This is a genomic window from Martinezella sp. CNPSo 3732 (assembly GCF_057784515.1).
Window position 1 is genome coordinate 1 of sequence record NZ_JBXSOO010000036.1, and the last position, 23,561, is coordinate 23,561.

At 59.9% G+C, this 23,561-nt stretch carries 23 protein-coding genes; 9 read left to right on the forward strand and 14 right to left on the reverse strand.

Annotation, left to right across the window (positions count from 1 at the left end; translation table 11 throughout):
* The first annotated feature begins 311 nt into the window (after nt 1-311).
* Both AC13RM_RS30495 and AC13RM_RS30500 read left to right on the forward strand, forming a co-directional pair.
* Nucleotides 312-2,258: a methyl-accepting chemotaxis protein gene (locus tag AC13RM_RS30495; protein ID WP_285176264.1), complete on the forward strand. Its 1,947-nt coding sequence runs from the start codon at nt 312-314 to the stop codon at nt 2,256-2,258.
* A gap of 334 nt (nt 2,259-2,592) precedes the next feature.
* A complete protein-coding gene (locus AC13RM_RS30500; protein WP_440478918.1) occupies nt 2,593-3,630 on the forward strand; it encodes a GAF domain-containing protein in 1,038 nt (345 codons plus the stop codon).
* Nucleotides 3,631-3,684: 54 nt separating this feature from the next.
* Here AC13RM_RS30500 and dxs read toward each other — a convergent pair whose 3' ends face one another.
* From dxs to AC13RM_RS30520, 4 genes are all read right to left on the reverse strand, one after another.
* The gene (gene dxs / locus AC13RM_RS30505; RefSeq protein WP_285176260.1) at nt 3,685-5,601 is read right to left on the reverse strand and encodes a 1-deoxy-D-xylulose-5-phosphate synthase; all 1,917 of its coding nucleotides are present in this window, start codon (nt 5,599-5,601) and stop codon (nt 3,685-3,687) included.
* Nucleotides 5,602-5,726: 125 nt separating this feature from the next.
* Nucleotides 5,727-6,650 carry a pirin family protein gene (locus AC13RM_RS30510; RefSeq protein WP_374824906.1) on the reverse strand — a complete coding sequence of 308 codons (924 nt, stop codon included), beginning with the start codon at nt 6,648-6,650 and terminating at the stop codon, nt 5,727-5,729.
* A 71-nt stretch (nt 6,651-6,721) separates the two neighbouring features.
* The gene (locus AC13RM_RS30515) at nt 6,722-6,973 is read right to left on the reverse strand and encodes an exodeoxyribonuclease VII small subunit (RefSeq protein ID WP_015339025.1); all 252 of its coding nucleotides are present in this window, start codon (nt 6,971-6,973) and stop codon (nt 6,722-6,724) included.
* Nucleotides 6,974-6,975: 2 nt separating this feature from the next.
* Nucleotides 6,976-7,917 (reverse strand): histone deacetylase family protein, encoded by a 942-nt coding sequence (locus tag AC13RM_RS30520; RefSeq protein ID WP_113232031.1) that lies wholly within the window; start codon nt 7,915-7,917, stop codon nt 6,976-6,978.
* Nucleotides 7,918-8,084: 167 nt separating this feature from the next.
* On the opposite strand from AC13RM_RS30520, the gene AC13RM_RS30525 reads away from it, so the two are divergent.
* Nucleotides 8,085-8,486: an acyl-CoA thioesterase gene (locus AC13RM_RS30525; protein ID WP_285176257.1), complete on the forward strand. Its 402-nt coding sequence runs from the start codon at nt 8,085-8,087 to the stop codon at nt 8,484-8,486.
* 390 nt (nt 8,487-8,876) lie between these two features.
* On the opposite strand, the gene AC13RM_RS30530 is transcribed toward AC13RM_RS30525, so the two are convergent.
* From AC13RM_RS30530 to AC13RM_RS30540, 3 genes are read right to left on the reverse strand one after another with little or no spacing between them, the layout of a single operon-like run.
* On the reverse strand, nt 8,877-9,434 hold the full coding sequence (locus tag AC13RM_RS30530) for a biotin transporter BioY (RefSeq protein ID WP_285176254.1): 558 nt from the start codon (nt 9,432-9,434) through the stop codon (nt 8,877-8,879).
* A 28-nt stretch (nt 9,435-9,462) separates the two neighbouring features.
* Entirely contained in the window at nt 9,463-10,065 is a 603-nt protein-coding gene (locus tag AC13RM_RS30535) for an energy-coupling factor transporter transmembrane component T family protein (RefSeq protein WP_374824910.1), read from the reverse strand.
* The gene (locus AC13RM_RS30540) at nt 10,065-10,742 is read right to left on the reverse strand and encodes an energy-coupling factor ABC transporter ATP-binding protein (protein WP_113232035.1); all 678 of its coding nucleotides are present in this window, start codon (nt 10,740-10,742) and stop codon (nt 10,065-10,067) included. The genes AC13RM_RS30535 and AC13RM_RS30540 overlap by 1 nt, the downstream gene beginning before the upstream one ends.
* Nucleotides 10,743-10,849: 107 nt before the next feature.
* On the opposite strand from AC13RM_RS30540, the gene AC13RM_RS30545 reads away from it, so the two are divergent.
* The 3 genes from AC13RM_RS30545 (at nt 10,850) to AC13RM_RS30555 (ending at nt 13,834) form a co-directional block, all read left to right on the forward strand.
* The gene (locus tag AC13RM_RS30545) at nt 10,850-12,037 is read left to right on the forward strand and encodes a winged helix-turn-helix domain-containing protein (protein ID WP_374824913.1); all 1,188 of its coding nucleotides are present in this window, start codon (nt 10,850-10,852) and stop codon (nt 12,035-12,037) included.
* Between the two features lie 79 nt (nt 12,038-12,116).
* Nucleotides 12,117-13,175, forward strand: a complete 1,059-nt coding sequence (locus tag AC13RM_RS30550) for a dipeptidase (RefSeq protein WP_440478919.1) — start codon at nt 12,117-12,119, stop codon at nt 13,173-13,175.
* Nucleotides 13,176-13,252: 77 nt separating this feature from the next.
* Nucleotides 13,253-13,834, forward strand: a complete 582-nt coding sequence (locus AC13RM_RS30555; protein WP_488556074.1) for a GNAT family N-acetyltransferase — start codon at nt 13,253-13,255, stop codon at nt 13,832-13,834.
* Nucleotides 13,835-13,916: 82 nt separating this feature from the next.
* Here the strand turns inward: AC13RM_RS30555 and ribB are convergent, their stop codons facing one another.
* A complete protein-coding gene (gene ribB, locus AC13RM_RS30560; protein WP_095434143.1) occupies nt 13,917-15,020 on the reverse strand; it encodes a 3,4-dihydroxy-2-butanone-4-phosphate synthase in 1,104 nt (367 codons plus the stop codon).
* Between the two features lie 10 nt (nt 15,021-15,030).
* Nucleotides 15,031-16,128, reverse strand: coding sequence for a chorismate synthase (gene aroC, locus AC13RM_RS30565; RefSeq protein WP_488556075.1), 1,098 nt, complete (start codon nt 16,126-16,128; stop codon nt 15,031-15,033).
* Between the two features lie 307 nt (nt 16,129-16,435).
* Between aroC and AC13RM_RS30570 the strand changes: the two genes are divergently transcribed.
* Nucleotides 16,436-16,696, forward strand: a complete 261-nt coding sequence (locus tag AC13RM_RS30570; RefSeq protein ID WP_015339036.1) for a DUF1344 domain-containing protein — start codon at nt 16,436-16,438, stop codon at nt 16,694-16,696.
* A gap of 107 nt (nt 16,697-16,803) precedes the next feature.
* Here AC13RM_RS30570 and AC13RM_RS30575 read toward each other — a convergent pair whose 3' ends face one another.
* From AC13RM_RS30575 to AC13RM_RS30590, 4 genes are all read right to left on the reverse strand, one after another.
* Nucleotides 16,804-17,400 carry a histidine phosphatase family protein gene (locus AC13RM_RS30575; RefSeq protein ID WP_440477614.1) on the reverse strand — a complete coding sequence of 199 codons (597 nt, stop codon included), beginning with the start codon at nt 17,398-17,400 and terminating at the stop codon, nt 16,804-16,806.
* Between the two features lie 17 nt (nt 17,401-17,417).
* Nucleotides 17,418-18,236: an enoyl-ACP reductase FabI gene (gene fabI, locus AC13RM_RS30580; protein ID WP_374815641.1), complete on the reverse strand. Its 819-nt coding sequence runs from the start codon at nt 18,234-18,236 to the stop codon at nt 17,418-17,420.
* A gap of 121 nt (nt 18,237-18,357) precedes the next feature.
* Complete coding sequence (locus AC13RM_RS30585) at nt 18,358-19,521, reverse strand: DnaJ domain-containing protein (RefSeq protein ID WP_374815642.1); 1,164 nt, start codon at nt 19,519-19,521, stop codon at nt 18,358-18,360.
* Between the two features lie 317 nt (nt 19,522-19,838).
* Nucleotides 19,839-20,297 (reverse strand): RT0821/Lpp0805 family surface protein, encoded by a 459-nt coding sequence (locus AC13RM_RS30590; RefSeq protein ID WP_113232040.1) that lies wholly within the window; start codon nt 20,295-20,297, stop codon nt 19,839-19,841.
* A 64-nt stretch (nt 20,298-20,361) separates the two neighbouring features.
* Between AC13RM_RS30590 and pdxH the strand changes: the two genes are divergently transcribed.
* Nucleotides 20,362-20,982, forward strand: coding sequence for a pyridoxamine 5'-phosphate oxidase (gene pdxH / locus AC13RM_RS30595; protein ID WP_015339042.1), 621 nt, complete (start codon nt 20,362-20,364; stop codon nt 20,980-20,982).
* A gap of 3 nt (nt 20,983-20,985) precedes the next feature.
* Here pdxH and AC13RM_RS30600 read toward each other — a convergent pair whose 3' ends face one another.
* Nucleotides 20,986-22,044 (reverse strand): polysaccharide deacetylase family protein, encoded by a 1,059-nt coding sequence (locus AC13RM_RS30600; RefSeq protein ID WP_488556076.1) that lies wholly within the window; start codon nt 22,042-22,044, stop codon nt 20,986-20,988.
* Between the two features lie 227 nt (nt 22,045-22,271).
* On the opposite strand from AC13RM_RS30600, the gene AC13RM_RS30605 reads away from it, so the two are divergent.
* A partial coding sequence (locus AC13RM_RS30605) for a serine hydrolase (protein WP_488556077.1) occupies nt 22,272-23,561 on the forward strand: 1,290 nt, incomplete at its 3' end.

Genomic DNA, 23,561 nt, shown 5'->3' on the forward strand with positions numbered 1-23,561 from the left:
CATAAGACAAGCGGTTTTCCGTCCGGAATTGCGTGAAACCAAAGCGCTAAAGCGGTTTAGGGATTCCGTGAAAACTGAACCGCCCTAGCGTTGAGCTGAGCCGCCCGCGCAAATTAAATAAATTTAAAGCCGAAGCCTCTACTCATGCCGGGGATTGCGGTGATCCGTTCCCAGGTCACCGCCTGCCATGAAGGCTTCGCGCGTCTGCGTCCCAATCATGCCCTCCCTGAATTCTTCGAGCATCGGCCGTACCCCTCCCAATGACGGCCGGACGATGCTCGCCAGGACCGGCGCTCAGGAGGCGCTCGCCCATGTTTGCGAAAAAACTCTCGCTGAATGGCAAGCTTGCCATCACGTTCACGGCGTTGATCGCCATCTTCGCCTGCGTTTCGGCATTCGTCTATTCCAAGGAAGAAGTGTCGGCCGGTGCCGCCGCCGAGCAGACCAAGTCGCAGCAGCTTGTCAGCCAGATCGACGATTCCCTGCAGGCCATGCTGGAACAGGCTGTCAATCTGCGCGGCTTCCTGCTGCTGCGCAGCGAAAGCACCTATGGCGATATCTTCAACAATCGCGAGCGGATGCTGAAAAGCATCGCCGCCGCCAAGCAGATCGCGGCCGATTCTCCGGATCTGCAGCAGGCGATCGACAACATGCAAAAGGCTGCCGATCTCTATTTCCATCAGCTTGCGGAGCCACAGGCCAAGGCGCGCAAGGAAACCGAGATGCCGCTCGACCAGATCGTCAAGATCGGCCAGAACGAAACCAAGGGTCAGCTTGATGGCTTCCGCGAAGCTGCCGCCAAGATCAAGAAGGCCGCACGCGCCAGGGCGAGCGACCTGGCAGCCATGCAGGACGATGCCAACGGTGATCTTCGCCTAACGCTTATCGCCGGCGGTATCTTCGCCTCGCTCGCCGCCGCCGTGCTTGCATGGCTGCTGTCGCGGATCATCGTGCGCCCGATCGTCGGCATGACGGCGGCCATGGGCCGTCTGGCAAATGGCGAGCATGACGTCGAAGTCCCGGCTGTTGGCCGCGGCGACGAAATCGGCCGCATGGCCGATGCAGTGCTCGTCTTCAAGCAGGCCGGCATCGAGAAGCTGCGTCTTGCCGGTGAGACCGAGCGCATGCGCGGCGATGCCGAACGTCAGCGCCTGATGAATGACGAGCAGAAGGCGCGGGAGGAAGGTGAAATCCGCTTCGCCATGGAAGCGCTCGCCGGCGGCCTTTCGGCTCTATCGGCGGGCAATGTCGCAACCCGCCTTCACAACAGCTTTGCGCCGCAATTCGATAGTGTTCGCGCCGATTTCAACAATGCAGTCGAGAAGTTGGAAGCCGCCCTGCAGTCTGTCGGCTTCAATGCGCGCGCCATCAATGCGGGTGCTGACGAAATTCGTTCCGCCGCCGACGATCTGGCGCACCGTACCGAACAGCAGGCTGCCGCCGTCGAAGAAACGGCCGCAGCACTAGAGCAGGTCACGACGACGGTTCGCGACTCCGCCAAGCGGGCCGAGGATGTCGGCCATCTCGTTGAACGTGCCCGCCTCGGTGCGGAACGGTCGGGCGAAGTGGTTCGCAAAGCCGTCTCGGCCATGCAGCAGATCGAAAAATCCTCGGGCGAAATCAGCAACATCATCAGCGTCATCGATGACATCGCCTTCCAGACCAATCTCTTGGCGCTGAACGCCGGCGTCGAGGCCGCGCGTGCGGGGGATGCCGGCAAGGGCTTTGCGGTCGTTGCTCAGGAAGTGCGCGAGCTTGCTCAGCGCTCCGCCAACGCCGCCAAAGAGATCAAATCGCTCATCACGACGTCGAGCGATCAGGTCAATACTGGGGTGTCGCTGGTCGGCGAGACCGGCAAGGCGCTGGAATTGATCGTGTCGGAAGTGCAGGAAATCAACCGCCATGTCGGCGCGATCGTGACGGCGACCCGCGAGCAGTCGACCGGCCTGCAGGAGATCAACACTGCCGTCAACAACATGGATCAGGGCACGCAGAAGAATGCCGCCATGGTCGAGGAGCAGACGGCGGCAAGCCATGCGCTCGCTCGCGAGGCCGCAGCTCTTAACGAGCTGCTCCAGCAGTTCCGCCTCGGCGATGCCGCACAGGCTGCTCCTGTCCGGCCGGCCGTTGCGACCGCACGCTCGAAACCGGCCGCATCACCGGCTCGGGCTCTGGGCCGCACCGTTGCCAAGGCCTTCGCCGGAAAGGCAACCGCTGCAGCTGCCGCCACCGCGCGGGACGATTGGGAAGAATTCTGAGCGTTCGACGATGGCTTCGTGAGCGCCCTCTAGGGACGGCTCACGGCGAATCATCTTCATGGACTTTGTCGGCCCGTCGCCTTGCGGCGGGCCGCTTTGCTTTTTCACAATGTGTATGAGAAGCATCATCAGCTGCGGCCTGTCCGACTATGGTGCAGCGCCGCCGCGCCGGAAGCGTTCTTTCCCTGGAAGAGCGGCTCTTTGGGTCATGACCTTGTTTTCAGCGGACCATCCTTTGGTCAAGATTTATTAAATATTTGATCGGCGGCAGGGTTGCCCTGAGCGGCGAACGCCCCTTTTTATAGTACGCATAATGATGCTGAGGGAGATCTGAATGGGACAGCTCGTCCGAGTTCCGGCCAATGAAACACAGAGACTTTTGGCCGTACGCTCCCTGAATGCGATTCACAGCGGTCCGACGCCGGAGCTCGCGACACTTGCGGAACTAGCAAGAGGCGTGTTCGAGACGCCCTATGCGGCAATCAACATTATCGACGAGGACTGGCAACGCATAGCAGGCCAGGCAGGGCTGAAGATCGCCGAATGCTCGCGCGATATGTCGATCTGCACGCGGGTGGTTTTCGATGACGAACTGCTGGTCCTTCCGGACCTTACGGAAGAACCGGAGCTGAAGACTGCCCCTTTCGTGCTCGATGATCCCCATTTTCGGTTTTATGCCGGTGCGCCGGTGCGATTGGAGAACGGTCTGCCGGTAGGTGCCTTCTGCATCCTCGATCAGAGACCGAGGCAATTTTCTTTGAACGAGGAGCAGAGCCTCAGGCGTTTTGCCCAGATCGCAAGCGCGCTCCTGCGACTGCAGAAAACGAACCTGTTGATGGGAATAGCCGAGAATGGCTTGCGCGCGGCGGCCATGACCGATCCACTGACCCGTTTCTTCAATCGGTCGGCGCTGGAAGCTGTTGTTGATGGCGCGTTGAGCACGGCGGTAGCGACAGGCAGCAATTTCGGCGTCCTCTATCTCGACATGGATGGCTTCAAATCGATCAATGACCGTTTCGGTCACAATGTCGGCGACGAAGTTCTGTGCGAGGCATCCGTGCGTATCCGTTCGGTCCTGCGCGCGGACGACATCGTCGTGCGCATGGGAGGTGACGAATTTGCGATATTCGTCCCGGACTCGCCCGACAGGAATGCACTCGTATCCCTGTCCGAACGGCTGCTTGCAGCCTTCAGGGCCCCTTTCGCTGTAGATGGCGTGTCGATTTTCGCAAGGCTCAGCATCGGCGCCGCGCTCGCGCCGCATGATGGCGCGACGCGTATCCCGCTGTTGAAGAATGTCGACTCTGCGCTCTATCAGGCCAAGGCAGCAGGACGGGACCGTGTAGCGGTCTTCAATGCACTCGATGCCTGATATGCTCGGACCTGATGATGTCAAGCAGCCGTATGGCCGCCTGATTTTTGCGCGTCATCCGGCTGCTTCGACAATCCGGCCGCGGCCGAGTGCCTGGAATACCGTCTGCACGATGCCGGCGCGATCAAGGCCCGCCATGGCATTCATGGCCTCAGGCTTAGCCTGCTCCATCCAGATATCGGGCATGACCAGCGAGCGGACCTTCAGGCCGCTGTCGAGCAGGCCGTCATTGGCAAGGAACTGCATGACTTGACTGCCGAAGCCCCCGACCGAGCCTTCCTCGATGGTGATGAGGATCTCGTGGTGGGCGGCAAGCTGGCGAATGAGATCGCGGTCGAGCGGTTTGGCGAAGCGCGCATCGGCCACCGTCGTCGACAAGCCGGCAGCGTCGAGATCCTCGGCGGCTGCAAGACTGTCGGCCAGACGCGTGCCAAAGGAGAGCAGGGCGACTTTCGTCCCCTGCTTGATGACGCGGCCCTTGCCGATCTCGAGAATCTGACCGCGCTCCGGCAGATCGACGCCGACGCCTTCCCCACGTGGATAGCGGAAGGAAATCGGGCCGAGATCATAGGCGGCGGCTGTGCGTACCATATGCTTGAGCTCTGCCTCGTCGGCGGCGGCCATGACGACAAAACCGGGCAGGGTGGCGAGGAATGCGGTATCGAAGGAGCCGGCATGTGTCGGCCCATCGGCGCCGACGAAGCCCGCACGGTCTATCGGGAAGCGAACCGGCAGGCCCTGGATCGCCACATCATGCACCACCTGGTCATAGGCGCGTTGCAGGAAGGTGGAGTAAAGGGCTGCAAAGGGCTTATAACCTTCAGCGGCAAGGCCGGCGGCGAAGGTTACGGCATGCTGCTCGGCAATGCCGACGTCGAAACAGCGCTTGGGGAAGAATTCTTGCAGCTTGTCGAGGCCGGTGCCGTTCGGCATGGCGGCGGTGATGCCGACGATCTTGTCGTCAAGGGTCGCCTCTTGCACCAAAGCGTCCGCAAAGACGCTTGTGTAGCTCGGCGCATTCGGCTTCACCTTAGTCTGAGCGCCGGTGATGACGTCGAACTTGTTGACGCCATGATATTTGTCGGCAGCCGCTTCGGCCGGGGGATAGCCCTTGCCCTTCTGCGTCACCACATGGATCAGCACCGGGCCTTGTGCATTGTCGCGCACATTGCGCAATACGGGCAGCAGATGCTCGAAGGAATGGCCGTCGATCGGACCGATATGGTAGAAGCCCATTTCCTCGAACATGGTGCCGCCGGTCACATAGCCCCGTGCGTGCTCGACTGCCCGTGTGATGGCGCGGTCGACCTTCTTGCCGAGATAGGCGGTCAGTTTCTTGCCGAAATCCCGGAAGCCCATATAGGTGCGGCCGGAGGCGAGGCGCGCGAGATAGGCGCTCATCGCTCCCGTCGGCGGGGCAATCGACATATCGTTGTCGTTGAGGATGACGATCAGCCGTGCATCGAGTGCGCCGGCATTGTTGAGAGCTTCATAGGCCATGCCGGCCGACATGGCGCCGTCGCCGATGACAGCGATCACGCGGCGGTCGGTATTATCGAGCTCGGCGGCAACCGCCATACCGAGACCGGCGGAAATGGAGGTCGAGGAGTGTGCGGCGCCGAAGGGATCATATTCGCTCTCGGCTCGGCGCGTGAAGCCGGAAAGACCGTTTTCCTGGCGCAGCGTGCGGATGCGGTCGCGGCGCCCGGTCAGGATCTTGTGCGGATAACACTGATGTCCAACGTCGAAGATGAGGCGATCGTTCGGCGTATTGAAGACGCTGTGAATGGCAATGGTCAGCTCAACCACGCCGAGGCCGGCGCCAAGATGTCCGCCGGTGCGCGACACCGCATCGATCATCTCGTCACGGACTTCGCGGGCGAGCTGCGGCAATTCCCGGTCCTCCAGCTTTCGCAGGTCGGAAGGATATTGGACCCGGTCCAGCAGGGGCGTCTGTGGCATTTGTGTCAAGGCTGAAGCCTCTTTCTTGCTATTCTTGGGCGGTTGTCCGCCTTTACGTCAAAACAGATTGCGACAAAAGGCGCCGAATTCAAGGTGCTCCCGAACAAGAAACATGTGGGAGTGTTATGAACCCGTTAGCCCTCCGGCAGGGGAATGAACTCTTCCTCGTCGCCCGGCACGATATCGAAGCGGCCTGTACGCCATTCTTCTTTGGCCTTTTCGATGCGCTCCTTTGAGGACGAGACGAAATTCCACCAGATATAGCGCTTCGAATTGAGCGCTGCACCGCCAAAAAGCATGAGATGACAGCCTTTTTCGCCAGCCTCCAGCGTTATCGCATCGCCAGGACGGAAGACGAGAAGTTGATCCTGTTCGAAACGGTCGCCGGCGACGACGAGCGAACCGGAGAGAATATAGACCGCACGCTCCTCATGCGCTGCCCCAAAAGGAAACGTCTTGTTCGGCTGCAGCTGCAGATCGACGTAGAGCGTGTCGGAGAAGGATTTCACCGGCGACTTTAGTCCCTCGAAATTGCCGATCACCAAGCGCCCGGTCACGCTGCCATCGGCGATCACAGGCAGTTCGTCCTTCTCGGTGTGGGCAAAAGACGGATCGATCTCTTCCTTGTCGTCGGGCAGCGCCAGCCAAGTCTGCAGGCCTGACATGGAAAATGGATGGTCGCGCAGGTTCTCCGGTGTGCGCTCGGAATGCACGATGCCGCGCCCGGCCGTCATCAGATTGATATCGCCGGGGCGGATCACCTTGGCGGTGCCGAGGCTATCCATATGGCGGATTTCGCCGTCGAACAGGTAGGTGACGGTGGAAAGGCCGATATGCGGATGCGGGCGCACGTCGAGCGCCTGACCCGGCCGCAAAATGGCAGGACCCATTCGATCGAAGAAGATGAACGGCCCCACCAGCCGCCGCCGGCTGCTCGGAAGCGCGCGCCGCACGGAGAAGCCGCCGAGGTCGCTGGTGCGCGGGATAATCAGATTTTCGATCGCGTCGCAGGCGAAGGCATCACCGGCCTGCGGATCGTTGCCTGGGAAGAAGGACATAACGGCTCTCCTTTCGGTCGGAACGCAACCTACCGGCAATGTCACCCAAACTCAAATTTTCCGGTGGGGTCTCAGGCGCCATCAAGGGCTTCCGTGCCCTGTGGCTTGCCGGCACGGTCGAGCCTGATCTTCTCGATGCGGTTTTCGGCGGCCGAAAGCAGCGCCTCGCAGTGCTTCTTCAGTGCTTCGCCACGCTCATAGATCGAAATGGATTCATCGAGCGCCACATCGCCGCGCTCAAGCCGTGCCACGATGCTTTCAAGCTCCGCCACGGCCTTCTCGAAGGAATAGCCCGAAACATCTGCCTTGGCGTTCTCGCTCATCGTCAACCTCTCATCATGCGTAGAATATGCATCCCCGCCGACTCGGCGAGACCTTCCAGATCATAGCCGCCTTCGAGCAGGCTGACGACCCGGTTCTTGGCGCTGCGGTCGGCAACTTCCAGCAGCCGCCCTGTCGCCCAGTCGAAATCCTCGCCGGTCAGGTTCAGTTGCGCCAGGGGATCGCGGTGATGGGCGTCGAATCCGGCCGAGATGATGATGAGATCGGGGCTGAAGTCGGCGAGCGCCGGCAGGATGCGCGACTTGAAGGCCTCTCGGAAATGATCGCCGCCTGTATTGGGAGAGAGCGGTGCATTGACGATGGTATTGTACGTGCCACTTTCATCCTTCTTGCCGCTACCCGGATAAAGCGGCATCTGGTGGGTGGAACAGAAGAGCACGGACGGATCGTCCCAGAAGATGTCCTGCGTGCCATTGCCGTGATGCACGTCCCAATCGACGATGGCGACACGCTCGGCGCCGTGGGCCTTTTGCGCATGGCGGGCGGCAATCGCGGCATTGTTGAAGAAACAGAAGCCCATGGCCTTGGTCTTCTCGGCATGATGACCGGGCGGCCGGGCCGCGACGAAGACATTGTCGGCCGCACCGGAGAAGACGTCGTCGACCGCCGCCATGGCGCCGCCGACGCCATGCATGATCGCCTGCAGCGTCTTCGGGCTGGCATAGGTATCGGCTTCGATCTGGTTGATCTCGCCGTCATCGCCTCTGTCCGGCATCGAACGCAGCACGAAATCCAGATGCTCTTCGGGGTGAGCAAGCAGGACCGCATCCTCATGCGCTGCAGGCGCTTTTCGCCGGTCCAGCCGCTCGAAATTCGGATGCTCCAGCGCGATATTCAGCGATCGCAGCCGATCCGGCCGTTCGGGGTGACCTGCCGGAACGATGTGTTCAAGAAAGATCGGATGTTCGTAAAGACGTGTGCTCATGGGGCCAATCTATAAATGAGGTGTGACGCCTATTACAGGACATGGACCATGTCACTACAATGTCAACAATCCATCTTAACCACTTTGGAATGGCGCCCGTTTACTTATCGAAGCGTGGTGTTAAGCTTTCATTAAGGTCAGTATGGCGTCGGCCAAGGTTATGCGTCATGGCGAGAACAGAACGATCCGATGTCATCGAGGTAAGGGTGCCGCCGCGCGATGTCGACCGGCACGGCCAGATGTTTATCGCCTCCTACATCTCGCAGGCGGAGACCGCACTCTCCAACTTTTGGCGCACGCGGCCGCTAGTCGACGACGAGCCTATCTATATCGCCAAGAAGGCATCATGCTCGCTGCACCACGCCTTGCACTATGATGACCTCGCCCGCTACTCGATCAGCGTTAACAAGATTGGCGGCAAGTCGATCGGTTTCGTCGTCTCGGTCGAAACCGGCAACGAACTGGCTGCGGAGGTGGAAATTCTCTGGCTCGCGGTGCGCGGCGACGAGCATGATCCCGTGCCGCTGCCCGAAGACACGCGCGACTGGCTCTATAAATATTTGGCCTGAACTATGCCGAAACTAATTAGAGGCTCGGAATGGGATTTGTAGTCCCACGAAAGTGCGGAGACTTGCAACATTATCTATGCCGGACTTTCAAAATGCTATTTTCGATTCTTGGTGCGATTGTGAAAATAAAAGGGAAAAACGCTTTCTCCCTTACAGACGCAGTAGAATATGTAAATGTATGAGCAGCCAACGATATACATTACCAAATCTGACTTAAAGAAATCAACTATAAATAAGCACGGTACAAATAAAATAGATAGGAATATGAGGCGTATTACCTTTTCGCGAAAAGGCATAATTCTGAGTTCTTTATTCACGCGCGATTTTTTCATCTCAATACATTAAGGGTGATGCTGACGAAAGCGACTATGTGCTTTGCTAGGCGTCGTCCTAGCTCCGCTGCGGCAGAAGCGGGTAGCCGGCCATGACGGCGCGGCCGACCAGGGCCGCAACCACGGCCTTGATGATATCGCCCGGCACGAAGCCCAGAGATCCGATAAATGCCTTGCTGAAGCCGATATTGATCGCCAGCCAGGCAATGCCGAACGCGTAAAGCACCACCACGCCGCCGATGACGGCGGCGATAAAGAAGCCGATTCCCTGAGATAGGCCGCTTTGCTCCGGCTTCACCAATCTCTCGGAGAGATAGCCGGTGACGAAGGCTGCGAATATCCAGCCGACGAAGAAGCCGGCCGTCGGACCTGCAAACACCGCAAGACCACCACGGCCACCCGACAGCACCGGCAAGCCAATCGTGACAAGCACCACCACCAAGAGCACTGCGATGGTCCCGCGCTTGGCGCCGAGCACGACGCCGGCAAGCATCACGCCGAGCGACTGAGCCGTGATCGGAACCGGAATGATGCCGATCGGGATTGGCGGCAAGAGGCCGAGCGCCACGATGATGGCGGCAAACAGCGCCGAGAGGACGAGATCGCGGGTGTTCATGGCGGCTCCTTCCGAAAGAGTTTTACGTTCATTGACGCCGAATGCCGCGCGCGTCAATCGCCGCCGCGATGTTGTCCGCATCGCGCAGGGTCAGGATGATGAGCGGTACAAGCGTGGTTGCCAGGCGAACCTTGATTCCGCGCGCCTGGTGGGCTTCGCGGATCGCGCGGTAGCGATCGAGAATTTCAGGCACGAAACGGATGACCAGGCCGATCGCAAGTCCGATATCGGCGGCTTTGAGCAGGCCGAGCTTTTCGAGCGGCATGGCAAGCCCGGTGATTTCATCGATGAAAGCCGCCATCGATGTCGTCGCCGTCACCGTGGCGGCAAATAGCGCCAGCGCGGTCAATCGCAGCGCCGTAACGATGGCTGCGTGCAGGGGGCCGACGACTGCCGCGAATATGGCCAGGACGGCAATCGAGACGAGGATAGGTCGCAGCCGCTTGAGCGCCTCTGCAATTAGCAGGCCGCTGCGAAGATAAAGGGCGGCACCGACAAGGTTTGCGCAGGCGAGCAGCGCGATGGACTGGGTCACGAACAACAGGAGGCCGAGTGCGGCAAGCGCAAGCAGCTTCGCACGTGGCGAGAGCCGATGCACCCATGTATCCGCATCCACATGCAGCGTCTGCATCAGCCGGCCATCTCCTTGTAGCGGGCGATGGCTTCCATTGCGGGCGCATCTGCAACAAGCCGGCCCTGGTCGAACAGCAGCACACGCTCGAAATCCTCAAGTAGCGGCAGGTCGTGGCTGATAACGATGACATTTTCTGGAAGCATTGCCATGGTCCTCTGCACGAGTGCCCGATTCCTCAGATCGAGCTGGTTGGTCGGCTCGTCGAGAATGAGGATGTCCGGGCCGGTGACAAGTACCGAGCAGAGTGCTGCCATCTGCAACTCACCACCGGAAAGCTCATGTGCCCGCCGCGCGCCGAGATGGCTAACGCCGAATCGCTCGAGAATGCCCTCTACCACAACCTCGATCTCAGCCTTTTCATATCCGCGCGCCTTCAGCCCGAAGGCGATGTCGTCGCGCACGATGGGTAAAATGATCTGGTTCTGCGGCGACTGGAAGATATAGCCGACCTTGCCGAGCACTTCGGCAGCGTCGCCGACCGTATCGAACCCATCGACCACGACCCGCCCGCTCGTCGGCTTGACGAGTCCATTAATCAACCGCGCGAAGGTCGTCTTGCCCGAACCGTTGAGACCGATGACGCCGATACGGCGCTCCTTCAGTGTCAGGCTCAGCGGAAACAGCGCGGTGCGCGTGCCGTAATCGACGCCGGCATTGTCGAAGCGGATATCCAAGCAGTTTCCCTGTTCAACGGTGTGATCACGGAGCTATAGCGCATCGCCTCGATTTATCAAATCAGGGCCTCTTTGAAAGCATGGGAATTTATGCCTATGATCTGCTTATGACGAATCTGCTCTCGAATCGTGACGCCCGCCGCGTGTTCCTTGCCAAGCAGGGGCTTGCCAATCCGCCGAACCGCGCCTTGACCAAGGCGGGGCTGTTGCAGCTCATCCACGACATCGGCTTCGTGCAGGTCGATAGCATAGGCACCGTCGAGCGTGCCCATCACCAGATCCTGTTTTCGCGCAACCAGACCTATCGGCGCGAGCATCTGACGGAACTTCTGGAAAAGGACGGCGCGCTCTTCGAGAACTGGACGCACGACGCCTCCATCCTACCGAGCGCTTTCTTCGTCTATTGGAAGCACCGTTTTCGCCGCGAGGAAGTGGCGATCATCGAGCGCTGGCGGAAATGGCGCGGCGAGGGGTTCGAGGCGGCTTTCGAGGAAACCTACGAGCGCGTGCTGAAGAACGGCGCGATCACCGCCCGCGAGGTCAAGGCGGAGGATCATGTCTCCGGTGGCTGGTGGAATTGGCACCCCAACAAGACGGCGCTCGAATATTTCTGGCGCACCGGCAAGTTCGCGATCGCCGGCCGCACCAATTTCCAGAAGGTCTACGACCTCGTGGAACGTGTGCTTCCGGCTCATTTCCATGAGCCGGAAGTGGAGCACGATGAATTCGTCGACTGGGCCTGCCGCAGCGCGCTGCAGCGCCTCGGTTTTGCGACCTCAGGCGAAATCGCCGCCTTCTGGGATCTCGTGACGCCGCAGGAAGCCAAAAGCTGGATCGAGACGCATCGTGACGAGTTGACCGAAGTGCTGATCGAGCCCGCCGGCGGCGGCAAGCCTCGTCCTTCCTTCGCATTCCAAGATTTCCATGACACGCTCGACAGCCATGCCGAAGCGCCGGCCCGCATCCGCGTGCTTAGCCCCTTCGATCCGACGCTGCGCGATCGCAATCGCACCGAACGCCTCTTCGGCTTCTTCTATCGTATCGAGATTTTCGTGCCGGAGCCGAAGCGCGAATACGGCTATTATGTCTTTCCGCTCTTGGAAGGAGACCGTCTGATCGGCCGGATCGATATGAAGGCCGATCGTAAGGCCGGCACTCTCGACGTCAAGCGCCTGTGGCTAGAACCGGGCGTCAAGGCATCCGCCGGCCGACTGGAGAAGCTGGAAGCGGAACTGGAGCGTATTGCCCGTTTCACCGGCGTCGAGAAGGTCGTGTTTCTCGACGGCTGGCGGTGATGACCGCCTGTTGCCTTTCGAGAGATGGTGGTGAGCGGCGTCCGGGGAACGGCTGTTGATTTTTTGGGACTGCGGTCGCATGGACACTATTCGGATTTTCGATGGGCATAATGATGCGGTCCAGTTCATGTTGGACTATAAGGCCGACGGCCGCGATTTTCTGGCGCGGTCCGAGGCCGGACATCTCGATCTTCCAAGAGCACTCGAAGGAGGCTTGGCCGGCGGATTGTTTGCGCTGTACGCCGCGCCGGAGCATGAGCCGGTGGCTGACCTGACGATCACCCATGATGGCTACGAAGTTCGCTATGCTGAAGCTTTGCATCCGGACCATGCCCGCCGGCAAATCGACGGGCAGCTTGCGGCCATAAAGAAGCTAATCAAACGCTCGGACGGTAGAGTCCGTCTGGCAACGAGCGTCAGCCAGATCAAGGCGGCTCGACATGCCAGCGTCTTTGCCGTCGTGCTCCATATGGAAGGGGCCGATGCCATCGGCCCCGATCTCGCCTATCTGGATAGCCTTTACGATGCCGGCCTTCGATCCCTAGGCATTGTGTGGAGCCGTCCGAATATCTTCGGCTACGGCGTTCCGTTCGCCTATCCGAGATCGCCCGACACGGGACCCGGCCTCACGGATTTGGGAAAGAGCCTCGTCAGAAGGTGTAACGAACTCGGGGTCATGATCGATGTTTCCCATCTGAACGAGCGCGGGTTTTGGGATGTCGCCGCATTGAGCACCGCTCCGCTCGTGGCCACTCACGCCTGCGCCCATGCCATATGTCCATCGACCCGAAACCTGACCGATCGGCAATTGGACGCGATCCGCGACACCGGCGGGGTCGTTGGGCTGAATTTGGCCGTCAACGATATCCGCGCGGATGCCAATCTTGACGAGGACACCCCGCTCGACGCCGTTATTCGCCAGATCGATTACCTCATCACTCGCGTTGGACCGGATGGGGTCGCTCTCGGATCGGATTTCGATGGTGCCGTCATGCCTCGCGAGATCGGAGATGCTAGCGGCTTGCCGCGCCTCGTGGATGCCATGCGCCAAAGCGGATTCGATGAACTAACCCTGCGAAAATTTGCCTATGATAATTGGCTTCGCCTATTCGGTGCCACATGGCCGGATCGATTGTAAGCTTTGCCACATTCCCCTTGAAGGGACATAACTGACAGAGTCCAATAGGCAGAAGAACACCCGAAGAGGAGAGTTCGTTGTCGTCGCTGATTCTAAAAGGCAGCAATGTCAGGCTCCGCCAGCCATGTGCCGAGGATGCCGATGTGCGCTTCGCTTTGGGCACCAATGCCGAGATCGTGGAGATGTATGGCGTCAACAAGGAGGACATCGAGCCTATCACCCGGGAGGGCGCAACGCGATGGGTTCAGGGTATTGCCGATCACCCTCACGCATGGGTTATCGAGATCAAGGGCGCCTTTGCCGGCGTGATCAGATTGGATAACGTCAATCGCCAGGACCGGCGCGCGACGATGGCGATCGGGATTTATGATCCGGCGTTGCTTGGTAAAGGCTTTGGCACGGAAGCGATCACGCTTCTGCTAGATCATGCCTTCGGCGAGATGAGACTGCATCGCATCGGAATACGCGTGCTCGCCTACAACAAGCGCGCCATCCGCGCCTATGAAAAATGCGGCTTCATCGTCGAAGGAAGGGAGCGGGAGACCGCTTACGTCAATGGCCGCTGGCACGACGACATCATGATGGGCCTGCTGGATCGCGAGTTTTCATCACCTCCCCCCTTGAGGGCGGAGGTCGCCGCGCAGCGGCGGGGGGGGTGACAATTGTTTGGTTGCGGAGATCGACGCGATCACTCCACCCCGGAGCTTTGCTCCGACTCTCCCCCTCAAGGGGAGGGTGGAATCAGCAGATTTCCGTTGTGGCGATTTTGATGCCAAAACCTTCGAGGCCGACATAGTGCCGTTCGCGGCTGGTGAGCAGCTTGATCGAGCTGACACCGAGATCCTTCAGGATCTGCGCGCCGAGGCCGATTTCCAGCCATTCGCTATCTCGCGCTTGCGCCTCGGCATGGCTTTCGCGTTCGGCCTGGCGCGCCTTGCGGCCATTGTCGAAATGACCGACACCGACGGAACCTTCCCGCAGATAAATAATGACGCCTCGGCCTTCCTCGGAGATCTTCTTCATGTAGAAATCGACCGGACGGCGCTTGCCGAACAGGTCTTCGGCGACGCTTTCCGGATGCAGCCGGACCGGAATATCGATGCCGTCGCGGATGTCGCCGAAGACCACGGCGAGATGCTGCATCGTGTCCCAGGGCAAGGAATAGGTATGGGCGCGTGCCTTGCCGAACGGTGTTTCGATGTCGAAGCTGGTGCCGAGCTCGATAAGCGTTTCCTTGCGCTGGCGATAGGCGATGAGATCGGCGACGGAGACGAGCTTCAGGCCGTTTTGCTCGGCGAATTCCACCACCTGCTGGCCGCGTGTCACCGTGCCGTCATCATTGACGAGCTCGCTGATGACGCCGATCGGCGGCAGGCCGGCAAGCTTGCAGAGGTCGACGGCGGCTTCGGTATGGCCCGAACGCATCAGCACGCCGCCTTCGCGCGCAACCAGCGGGAAGATATGGCCGGGACGGACGAAATCGGTGGGACCGACGTTCGGATTGGCAAGGTTTCGCACGGTCAGCGTCCGGTCGTCGGCGGAAATGCCTGTTGTGGTGCCGTGCTTGAAATCGACGGAAACGGTGAAGGCCGTCGTATGGGCGGAATCATTTTCCGCGACCATGGCGTTGAGGTTCAGCCGCTTGGCCTCCTCACGCGGCATCGGCGTGCAGACGATACCGGAAGTGTGCCGGACGATGAAGGCCATCTTTTCCGGCGTGCAGTGAACGGCGGCAACGATCAGATCGCCTTCGTTCTCGCGGTCGTTATCGTCCATGACGACGACGATCTCGCCGGCTTCGAAAGCCCGGATGGCATCGACAACACGCTTCTGATCGTAAGACATCTCGAAGTCCCTACCTATGCTGGCCCGTTTGGCCGCGATCCCTCAGATAATGATCGGCAACGGCGCAGGCGACCATCGCCTCGCCGATCGGTACGGCACGAATGCCGACGCAAGGATCGTGACGGCCCTTGGTGCGCACGTCGACATTGTTGCCATCGGCATCGATCGACTGGCGTTCCGTCAGGATCGACGAAGTCGGCTTGATGGCAAAGCGTGCGACGATGGGCTCGCCTGTGGAAATACCGCCCAGGATGCCGCCGGCATGATTGGACAGGAAAATGCGCTTGCCGTCGTTGCCCATGCGCATCGCGTCGGCATTTTCCTCGCCCGTTAGTTCGGCGGATGCGAAACCTTCGCCGATTTCGACACCCTTGACGGCGTTGATCGACATCAGCAGCGAGGCGATGTCCTGATCGAGCTTGCCGTAGATCGGTGCGCCAAGCCCGGCCGGTACGCCTTCCGCCACGACTTCCACCACGGCACCGATCGAGGAGCCGGCCTTGCGGATGCCGTCGAGATACTCTTCCCATACCGGCACGATTTCAGGATCGGGCGCAAAGAATGGGTTTTGATCCACTTGAGCCCAATCCCAGTTGGCGCGGTTGATCTTGTGCTTGCCGATCTGCACCAGCGCGCCGCGGATGGTCACGCCGGGCACGACCAGACGGGCGATGCCGCCGGCAGCGACGCGCGCCGCGGTTTCGCGGGCCGATGAGCGGCCACCGCCGCGGTAGTCGCGAATGCCGTATTTGATGTCATAGGTGTAGTCTGCATGGCCGGGGCGATAACGCCGGGCGATCTCGCCATAATCCTTCGAGCGCTGGTCGGTATTCTCGATCAGCATCGAGATCGGCGTGCCGGTCGAGATCATCGTCTCGCCATCCTCGTCGAACATCACGCCCGACAGAACCTTGACGAGATCGTCCTCACGCCGCTGCGTCACGAAGCGCGATTGCCCCGGCTTGCGCTTGTCGAGCCAGGTCTGAATGTCCTGCAGTTTGAAACGGAGGCCCGGAGGGCAGCCGTCGACGACGCAGCCGAGCGCCGGGCCGTGGCTTTCGCCCCAGGTGGTGACGCGGAAGAGGTGACCGAATGTATTATGCGACATGTAAAACGACCGGATTAGCGCAGCCTGACGGCAGGCCGCGTCTTGTCACTTGCAATTGCGGCCCACTCATAGGCCAAAATGCCGACAAGACAAAATCTTTCTTTCAGTTGCCTCGGAAACGGCGTCCGGCGTTTTTCTTCCTCAAGCATCGGCATGGTAAACAAAGATTAATCCGAATTGTGGATTGTGACGATGCATTCACCAATTGGGCGAGCGACGTCACTATTGGGGGCAACTTCCGCCATATTCGACGTGTTTTCTAGGCCGCATAAGAAATCATAATCAATTTACCTGAAGGGTGACGACGATGCGCTTCTTTGTAGCGACGCTTTTGGCCACGGCAAGCCTGCTTGCTCCTGTCGCTGGTTTTGCTGAAAGCGCAGATGTCGAGGCCGTCATCAAGAAGGTCGATGCGAAGAACTTCAACATCACGCTGGATGATGGCAAGAGCTACCAGGTGCCCGAGGATTTCGATTTCAGCGGCCTGCAGGCCGGCGTGAAGGTCGTCGTCTTCTATACGGAAGTGGATGGCAAGCGTGTCGTCAACGATCTTGATATTGTCCAATAAACTCCGGCTTCGCCAGGCACTTACGCGGTGGGGAACCTAGAACTTTCGATTGATCGGTTTTAAGCAGTTGTGCGAGGCGACGATCCTCGGTGTCATCCGGAAGCGCGTTACATCCAGCCGATAATCTTCATTTCCGGATCGACCTTCAGGATCTGGTCCTGATGGATCGGGATTTCCGCCGCCTCTTCCTTTTCGACATCGCCGATCAGACGGAACAGCGTACGGATGACGCCGCCATGCGTGACGCAAACCGTTGGACGGTCGACGGATGCCAGCCATGAGCCCACACGCCAGGAGAGGATTTCATAGCTTTCGGCATCTTCACCGGGCGGGATGAAGTCCCATTTGTTCGCCTTGCGCTCGGCAAGACGGTCGGGCTCCGTCGCCTTCAATTCCTTAAGGGTAAAGCCTTCCCAGGCCCCGAAGGACACTTCGACCAACCTGTCGTCGGTGCTGTAGTCCTTGGGCGGCAGCCCCATGGCCTGCCGAACGATTTCCATGGTTTCGCGGGTGCGCCGCAATGGGCTTGCGACGAAATCGAAGGGAATGTTTTCGAAAGCGAGGATTTCCGCGAGATCGACGCCGTTCTGCCGCGCCTGTTCCCGGCCGATGGCGTTCAGGTCAATATCCTTCTGCCCTTGCAGCCGGCGTTCAGCATTCCAGTCGGTCTGACCGTGGCGTATCACATAGAGGATGGGCGACACGGTCAGCTTCCTGTTGGTCAGTCCTTCGCGACAGAAATGTCGGGCGCGTCCACGGCCTTCATGCCGACCGTATGATAGCCCGAATCGACGTGATGGATTTCGCCGGTAACGGCCGTCGACAGATCGGACAGCAGATAGAGGGCGGAATTGCCGACTTCGTCGATCGTGACAGTCCGCTTCAGCGGCGCGTTATATTCGTTCCACTTCAGGATGTAGCGGAAGTCGCCGATGCCGGACGCTGCGAGCGTCTTGATCGGGCCTGCCGAGATCGCGTTGACGCGGATGCCGCGGCTGCCGAGGTCGACTGCGAGGTAGCGCACGCTGGCTTCCAAAGCGGCCTTGGCGACACCCATGACGTTGTAGTGCGGCATGACCTTCTCTGCACCATAATAGGTGAGGGTGATCATCGAGCCGCCGTCATTCATAATTCGCTCGGCGCGCTGTGCAACTGCCGTGAAGGAATAGACGGAGATGTCCATCGTCTTCGTGAAGTTGTCGCGGCTGGTATCGAGGTAACGGCCGGTCAGCTCATCCTTGTCCGAGAACGCGATGGCGTGCACGACAAAATCGATCTTGCCCCATTTCGCCTCCAGCGTGTCGACGACGGCATCGATCGTTGCCGGCTCGGTCACGTCGCAATGGCCGGCCATGAAGGCGCCGAGTTCCTGAGCGAGCGGCTCGACGCGCTTCTTCAGGGCATCGCCCTGCCACGTCAATGCGATTTCGGCTCCGGCATCCGAGCAGGCCTTGGCAATACCCCACGCTATCGAACGGTTGTTTGCTACGCCGAGGATGACGCCGCGTTTGCCTGCCATGAGGCCAGTGGCTTGAGCCATATTATGCTCCCTTGAACTTTAGATGAACCTGCCTATGGCATAGGCCGACCCCCGGTTCAAGCATCGTAAAGATCATCAACTGTTAGGGATCGTAACAAAGGGTGCTGTTGTCACCAAAATTTCACAGGAAAAGCCCTTCGCGCATGCTGCGCATGAGATCCGTGACCTTGTCGTCGGGTTTTTCCCACAGCATCAGCCGCAATTCGACGATGAGATCGCCTTTTCCGCCATTGCCGTCGGGCAATCCCTCGCCGGAAATGCGCACGATCTGATCCGAACCGGACCAGGCCGGCACCGTGATACTGACCGGCCCGTTCAATCCTTCGGCCGTGGTTTCGCAACCGAGAACGGCATTCTCTATGGTAATGGGCAATATTGTACGCACATCGCTACCGTCGAGTGTGAAGCGCCCATCGGTCGACAGGTGAACGGTGACGGCAACATCGCCGCGCAGCATGCCCGGCAGTTTCAGTCCCTGGCCCTTGAGGTGAAGTACCTCGCCATTTGAGATGTCCGTCGTTGCCTGGAAGCGTGCCTCACGGTTGTCGGGCAGCGGAACGGCAATCCAGCGGCTCTTCAGCATGTCGTCGAGCGTTACCGTGGCTTCGGCGGCGACTTCCGGGGTTTTCTCCGGCGGCTTTTCGGGCGCATTGCCGCCCGTGATGCGCCGCACCAGAGAGCCGAGGATGCCAAAGGCGGAGCGCGAGCTGGCTGCTGCCGAAGCCGTGGCCAGCTGCTCTTCTTCCACCTGGGGCTCTTCCGCGGCCGCGGTGTCGGGTTGCTCCTGCGGTTTTTCCGCCGGCTTTGCGCCTGTTGCCGCGGTGGCCTGTGCCTGCTGCGCTTGGCTGGTCTTCACTCCGAAAATGCGTTCGACCATGTCTTCCGGCGATTCGGCAGCGTTCCCCTGTTGGCCGGATGCAGCGGAGGCTGCCGCTTTGCGGGCGTTGGCCCGGGCGAGCTCTTCCATGATCTTGTCGGCATTGGCACGCGCGGCCTTGGCTCGTTCGGCGGCCTCTCGGGCCGCCTGCCGCTGCTGTATGATCGTCTGTTCCTGGCTCTGGCCCTTCGCCTCGGCCATGCGCGCGATCTGATCGTAGCGGCTGCGCTTCTGGGGGTCTTTCAATGTCTCGTAAGCACGGCCGATTTCGGCAAACCGCTCTGACGCGGTCGGATCGCCAAGATTGTGATCGGGATGAGCAGTCTTTGCCAAGCTGCGCCAAGCGGATTTGATTTCGTCCGCCCCCGCATCCTTCCTAACGCCCAGCACCTTATACGGATCCCGCATCTTTCCCGCCATCATTCATGGGTGTGCCCAGCCCCATTGCAGCACCCCAAGCAAAAAACCAATTGATAGCGCTTCGCCATCTTGCTTCCCTGTCATGGGAGGCAAGGCTGATGCGCCGATGAGCCGATCCTGCGGGAAAAGTTGCTAATCAGGCGTTACGGCGGATGGGACCTGAAGGCCTGCATTTCAAGGCATGGTTAGCCGATCGCTAACGCGTGATGCTTGGTATTTGCAGCCGGAAGCGCATCGCCGATTGCAATAAAATGCCTCTCAGCGTGAACTGATTTGAGGGCGGGACAAAAAGGGAAGAAAGGCGGTCAGCCCGCCTGCTGGAAGCTCAGCAGCTGCCATTCGCCGAGGCCGACAAGGCAAGTCCTGCCGGAGAAGTTGGCAACACCCTGATAGGAGTGCCGGCTGGTGCGAAATTGACGGCAGACCACGCCGGAGGCGTTGCTTTCGACAATCGTGTCGATGACGCCGGCGCTGCCGGTCGAGGTATTTGCCCAGGGTATGGGCTGGCCGTTGAGCTTATTGAGGTCCGCCGAGGTGACGGCATTGCGCACCGTGGTCTCGTCGGAGATACTGTCCGCTGTCACCGGTGCGGTCGGCACCGTGCCTGTCGATACGCTGCGATCCACCTTGGCAGAGCTCAGATAGTCCATGCCGCCGCCGACGCAGCCGCCAAGGGAGAAAAGGGAGACTAGGGCGACAGCCATCGTCACGCCTTTTGCAAGCTTGCGCTTTGTATGAACGATCGACTTTGCTATGACTTCCACCCGAACATCTTGGCCAGCCAGAGGGGCCGGCGGTTATTAGGAATTGCGGAGCTTTTGAATTAATATGTCGGAAAACGAGTTAACAAGCGGTGACTTCACCGAGCAGAACGAACCTTTCAGTCTCTTTGCGTCCTGGCTGCGTGAGGCGGAGACCACCGAACCGAACGATCCGAATGCGGTAGCGCTGGCAACGGTGGATAAGGATGGTTTGCCAAATGTCCGCATGGTTCTTCTGAAAGGTTTCGATAGCGACGGATTCGTATTCTATACAAATTTCGAGAGCCAGAAAGGCCAAGAAATTCTTTCCCAGAAGAAAGCGGCCATGTGCTTCCACTGGAAGTCGCTGCGTCGCCAGGTGCGTTTGCGTGGCCTGGTTGAAGTGGTGAGCGATAAGGAAGCCGACGAGTATTATAAGACAAGGCCTCGCGGCAGCCGTATCGGGGCATGGGCCTCAAAGCAGTCGCGACCGCTGGAAGGCCGCTTCGCGTTAGAAAAGGCCGTTGCCGAATATACCGCCCGTTACGCGATAGGCGATATTCCGCGCCCACCTTACTGGTCCGGATTCCGCATCCGACCGCTGTCGATCGAATTTTGGCACGACCGCCAGTTTCGCCTGCACGATCGTATCGAATTTCGTCGCGATATGCCTGAAGGCGCCTGGCAAAAGGTGCGGATGTATCCGTAAACCTTATGCCGGCTCTCGGCGCCCCATCAGCCGCATGGGGATGCCGGATGCAAGTGCCGACGCATAGCGGGGTTTCTGGTAATGGCCGTTCAGCGATAGCCGCCGCAGCAATAGCGGCGAGTTGCCGTTTGCTGCGGTGATTGTGCCGGGGCGCGTGGTGACGCCGACGGAAAAGCCGAGCTCTGCCGCAAGCCGGCCCTCGCGCGGCGAGACGGCCTCGTTCGTGCCATAGGGGTAGGCGATTGTGGTTGGCCGCTTTCCGGTGATGTCGGCGACATAATCGGCCGAGAGTGCAATTTCTGCGACGGCCTCTGCCTCGGGGAGCCTTGCCAATGCCCGATGGCTCACCGTATGAGCGCCGAGGGAGGCAAGGGGATGGCGGGCGAGCTGCCGCAATTCGTTCCGATCCATGATCGATGCACGGACGATGTCGAGCGGCTCCAGGCCGTGACCCCGCGCAAGCTCATCGATCCGGCTGACGGCTTCGCTTTCCTCATGATTGTGGACAAAGGCGGCGAAGCGGGCAAATGCGGCATGCTTGTGGCTGTTCTTGCCGAGTGGCAGGAACTCGTCTCCCGACCCGAAATCGAATGTCAGACGCTCAAGCCGGCCAAGCAGTTCGGCCAGCGTTTCCCACCATATGCTATGGGTCCGCTCCGAAAGCCCCTGCGCGACGAAGACGGTGAAGGGCACATCGTGGCGCGCGAAGATTGGCAGGGCGTGATCGAGATTGTCCCGGTTGCCGTCGTCGAGCGTAAAGGCGACGAAGGGTGGCGTGCCGGCAGCGCCTTTTGCTCGTGATGGAAGAGCGTCGAGTGCGATGAACTCGTAACCGTCCTGTTTCAGCCGTGCGATCGCCTGATCGAGAAAGTCGGGCGAGACCTCCAGATGCGCATTGGGCGTAAAACGGCGGGGGAGGGCAGGGCGGACGTGATGAAGGGTGAATATCGTGCCGAGGCCCGCAACGTCGCGCATCAGCCCCGCACCCTTCAAGATTGCGGCGGCTTCAAGCCCGCTTGAGATCATCTTGCGCTTGAGGCGGACCTTGATGCCCTGTTCCATGCGGCTCGACCCGGTTGACCAATGTCAACGCTATAGCGCATCCCCGTTAAACCTTACTGAATCTTTGCCATAATTTCCAATGCGTTAATGCTTATTTTACCAGGAAAGGCAAAATTGAAGATCTATCGAGGCTGTTGCCTCAATATCGCACCGGTATCAGGCTTTTTGTCGCAAAATCATACAGGGATTGATGCGGTGTTTTGGCATTCTTTCGGTTGGGGACAATTATGAAACGACTTTTGATGGCTTTGTCTGCGGCCGTCTTGCTGTTGAGCGCTCCGGTGGCGAGCTTCGCTGGCAGCGCCTATTTCATCATGGATGCAAAGACCGGCAAGGTGCTGACATCCAGCAATGCGGATGACCTCAACCATCCGGCATCGCTGACCAAGATGATGACCTTGTATATGACCTTCGAGGCGATCAGCCGCGGCAAGCTGGGCTGGAATACCAGGATCCCGGTCTCGCGTTTCGCCGCCGCCAAGCCGCCGACCAAGCTCGGCTTGAAGCCCGGCGGTACGGTGACCGTCCGCGAAGCCGTCGATGGCATGATCATCAAGTCTGCAAACGACGCCGCAACCGCCATGGCGGAAGCGCTTGGCGGCAGCGAAAGCGGCTTTGCGCGGATGATGACGCAGAAGGCGCGCGAACTCGGCATGCGCCGCACCACCTTCCTGAATGCCTCGGGCCTTCCGAACATGCAGCAGTGGACGACAGCGCGAGATATGTCGACGCTCGCCGTCGCGCTCATCAACAACTATCCCCAGGAATACCGGCTCTTCTCGCAGACGAGCTTTAACTACCGCGGCCATTACGTGCGTGGGCACAACAACCTGATGTATCGCTATGAAGGCATGGACGGCATCAAGACCGGCTATACCAATGCATCCGGCTTCAACCTCGTCAGCGCCGTGCGCCAGGGCAATCGCCGGGTGATCGGCGTCGTCATGGGCGGCGCCACCGCGCGCGGCCGCGATGCGATGATGGCGTCGCTGCTGGATCGCTATGTGCCCAAGGCAGCCCCCGTCGCAACATCGCGTCTGATGGCGAGCGTCGGTGGCGGCAAGATGGCCAAGCAGGTTGAAGTGGCGTCTGCATCGGACGATGTTGCCGTGGATGTCGATACGCAGACCACCGCAGCCACCCCGCGCAAACGCGCTGAGGTCGTTCCGATGGCATTCGCTGCCGCCTCGAACGTTACCGTGCCGATGGATCGACCGGCTGCGATGGATGAGATCTTGGCCGACAATAAGCAGACGGCAACCGCCAGCAAGCCGATGGTATCCGGAAGCTGGCAGGTGCAGATCGCGGCGACACCAACCGCCCAGGCTGCCAAGGATCTTCTCTCGGAAGCGAAGTCCAAGGCCGGCAATGCGCTCGCCAATGCCTCGCCCTATACCGAGGCCGTCGGCAAGGGAGCCAGCACGGTCTACCGCGCCCGCTTCACCGGCTTTGCAAGCCGCGATGATGCGAATTCCGCCTGCTCTGCTTTGAAGCGTAAGGACTTCGATTGCATGCTG

Bases quoted from the DNA above. Each gene is read 5' to 3' on its own strand.
- AC13RM_RS30495 (WP_285176264.1), top strand. From the start codon at position 312: ATGTTTGCGAAAAAACTCTCGCTGAATGGCAAGCTTGCCATCACGTTC.
- AC13RM_RS30500 (WP_440478918.1), top strand. From the start codon at position 2,593: ATGGGACAGCTCGTCCGAGTTCCGGCCAATGAAACACAGAGACTTTTG.
- AC13RM_RS30510 (WP_374824906.1), bottom strand. From the start codon at position 6,650: ATGTCCTTCTTCCCAGGCAACGATCCGCAGGCCGGTGATGCCTTCGCC.
- AC13RM_RS30515 (WP_015339025.1), bottom strand. From the start codon at position 6,973: ATGAGCGAGAACGCCAAGGCAGATGTTTCGGGCTATTCCTTCGAGAAG.
- AC13RM_RS30520 (WP_113232031.1), bottom strand. From the start codon at position 7,917: ATGAGCACACGTCTTTACGAACATCCGATCTTTCTTGAACACATCGTT.
- AC13RM_RS30525 (WP_285176257.1), top strand. From the start codon at position 8,085: ATGGCGAGAACAGAACGATCCGATGTCATCGAGGTAAGGGTGCCGCCG.
- AC13RM_RS30530 (WP_285176254.1), bottom strand. From the start codon at position 9,434: ATGAACACCCGCGATCTCGTCCTCTCGGCGCTGTTTGCCGCCATCATC.
- AC13RM_RS30535 (WP_374824910.1), bottom strand. From the start codon at position 10,065: ATGCAGACGCTGCATGTGGATGCGGATACATGGGTGCATCGGCTCTCG.
- AC13RM_RS30545 (WP_374824913.1), top strand. From the start codon at position 10,850: ATGACGAATCTGCTCTCGAATCGTGACGCCCGCCGCGTGTTCCTTGCC.
- AC13RM_RS30550 (WP_440478919.1), top strand. From the start codon at position 12,117: ATGGACACTATTCGGATTTTCGATGGGCATAATGATGCGGTCCAGTTC.
- ribB (WP_095434143.1), bottom strand. From the start codon at position 15,020: ATGTCTTACGATCAGAAGCGTGTTGTCGATGCCATCCGGGCTTTCGAA.
- aroC (WP_488556075.1), bottom strand. From the start codon at position 16,128: ATGTCGCATAATACATTCGGTCACCTCTTCCGCGTCACCACCTGGGGC.
- AC13RM_RS30570 (WP_015339036.1), top strand. From the start codon at position 16,436: ATGCGCTTCTTTGTAGCGACGCTTTTGGCCACGGCAAGCCTGCTTGCT.
- fabI (WP_374815641.1), bottom strand. From the start codon at position 18,236: ATGGCTCAAGCCACTGGCCTCATGGCAGGCAAACGCGGCGTCATCCTC.
- AC13RM_RS30585 (WP_374815642.1), bottom strand. From the start codon at position 19,521: ATGCGGGATCCGTATAAGGTGCTGGGCGTTAGGAAGGATGCGGGGGCG.
- pdxH (WP_015339042.1), top strand. From the start codon at position 20,362: ATGTCGGAAAACGAGTTAACAAGCGGTGACTTCACCGAGCAGAACGAA.
- AC13RM_RS30600 (WP_488556076.1), bottom strand. From the start codon at position 22,044: ATGGAACAGGGCATCAAGGTCCGCCTCAAGCGCAAGATGATCTCAAGC.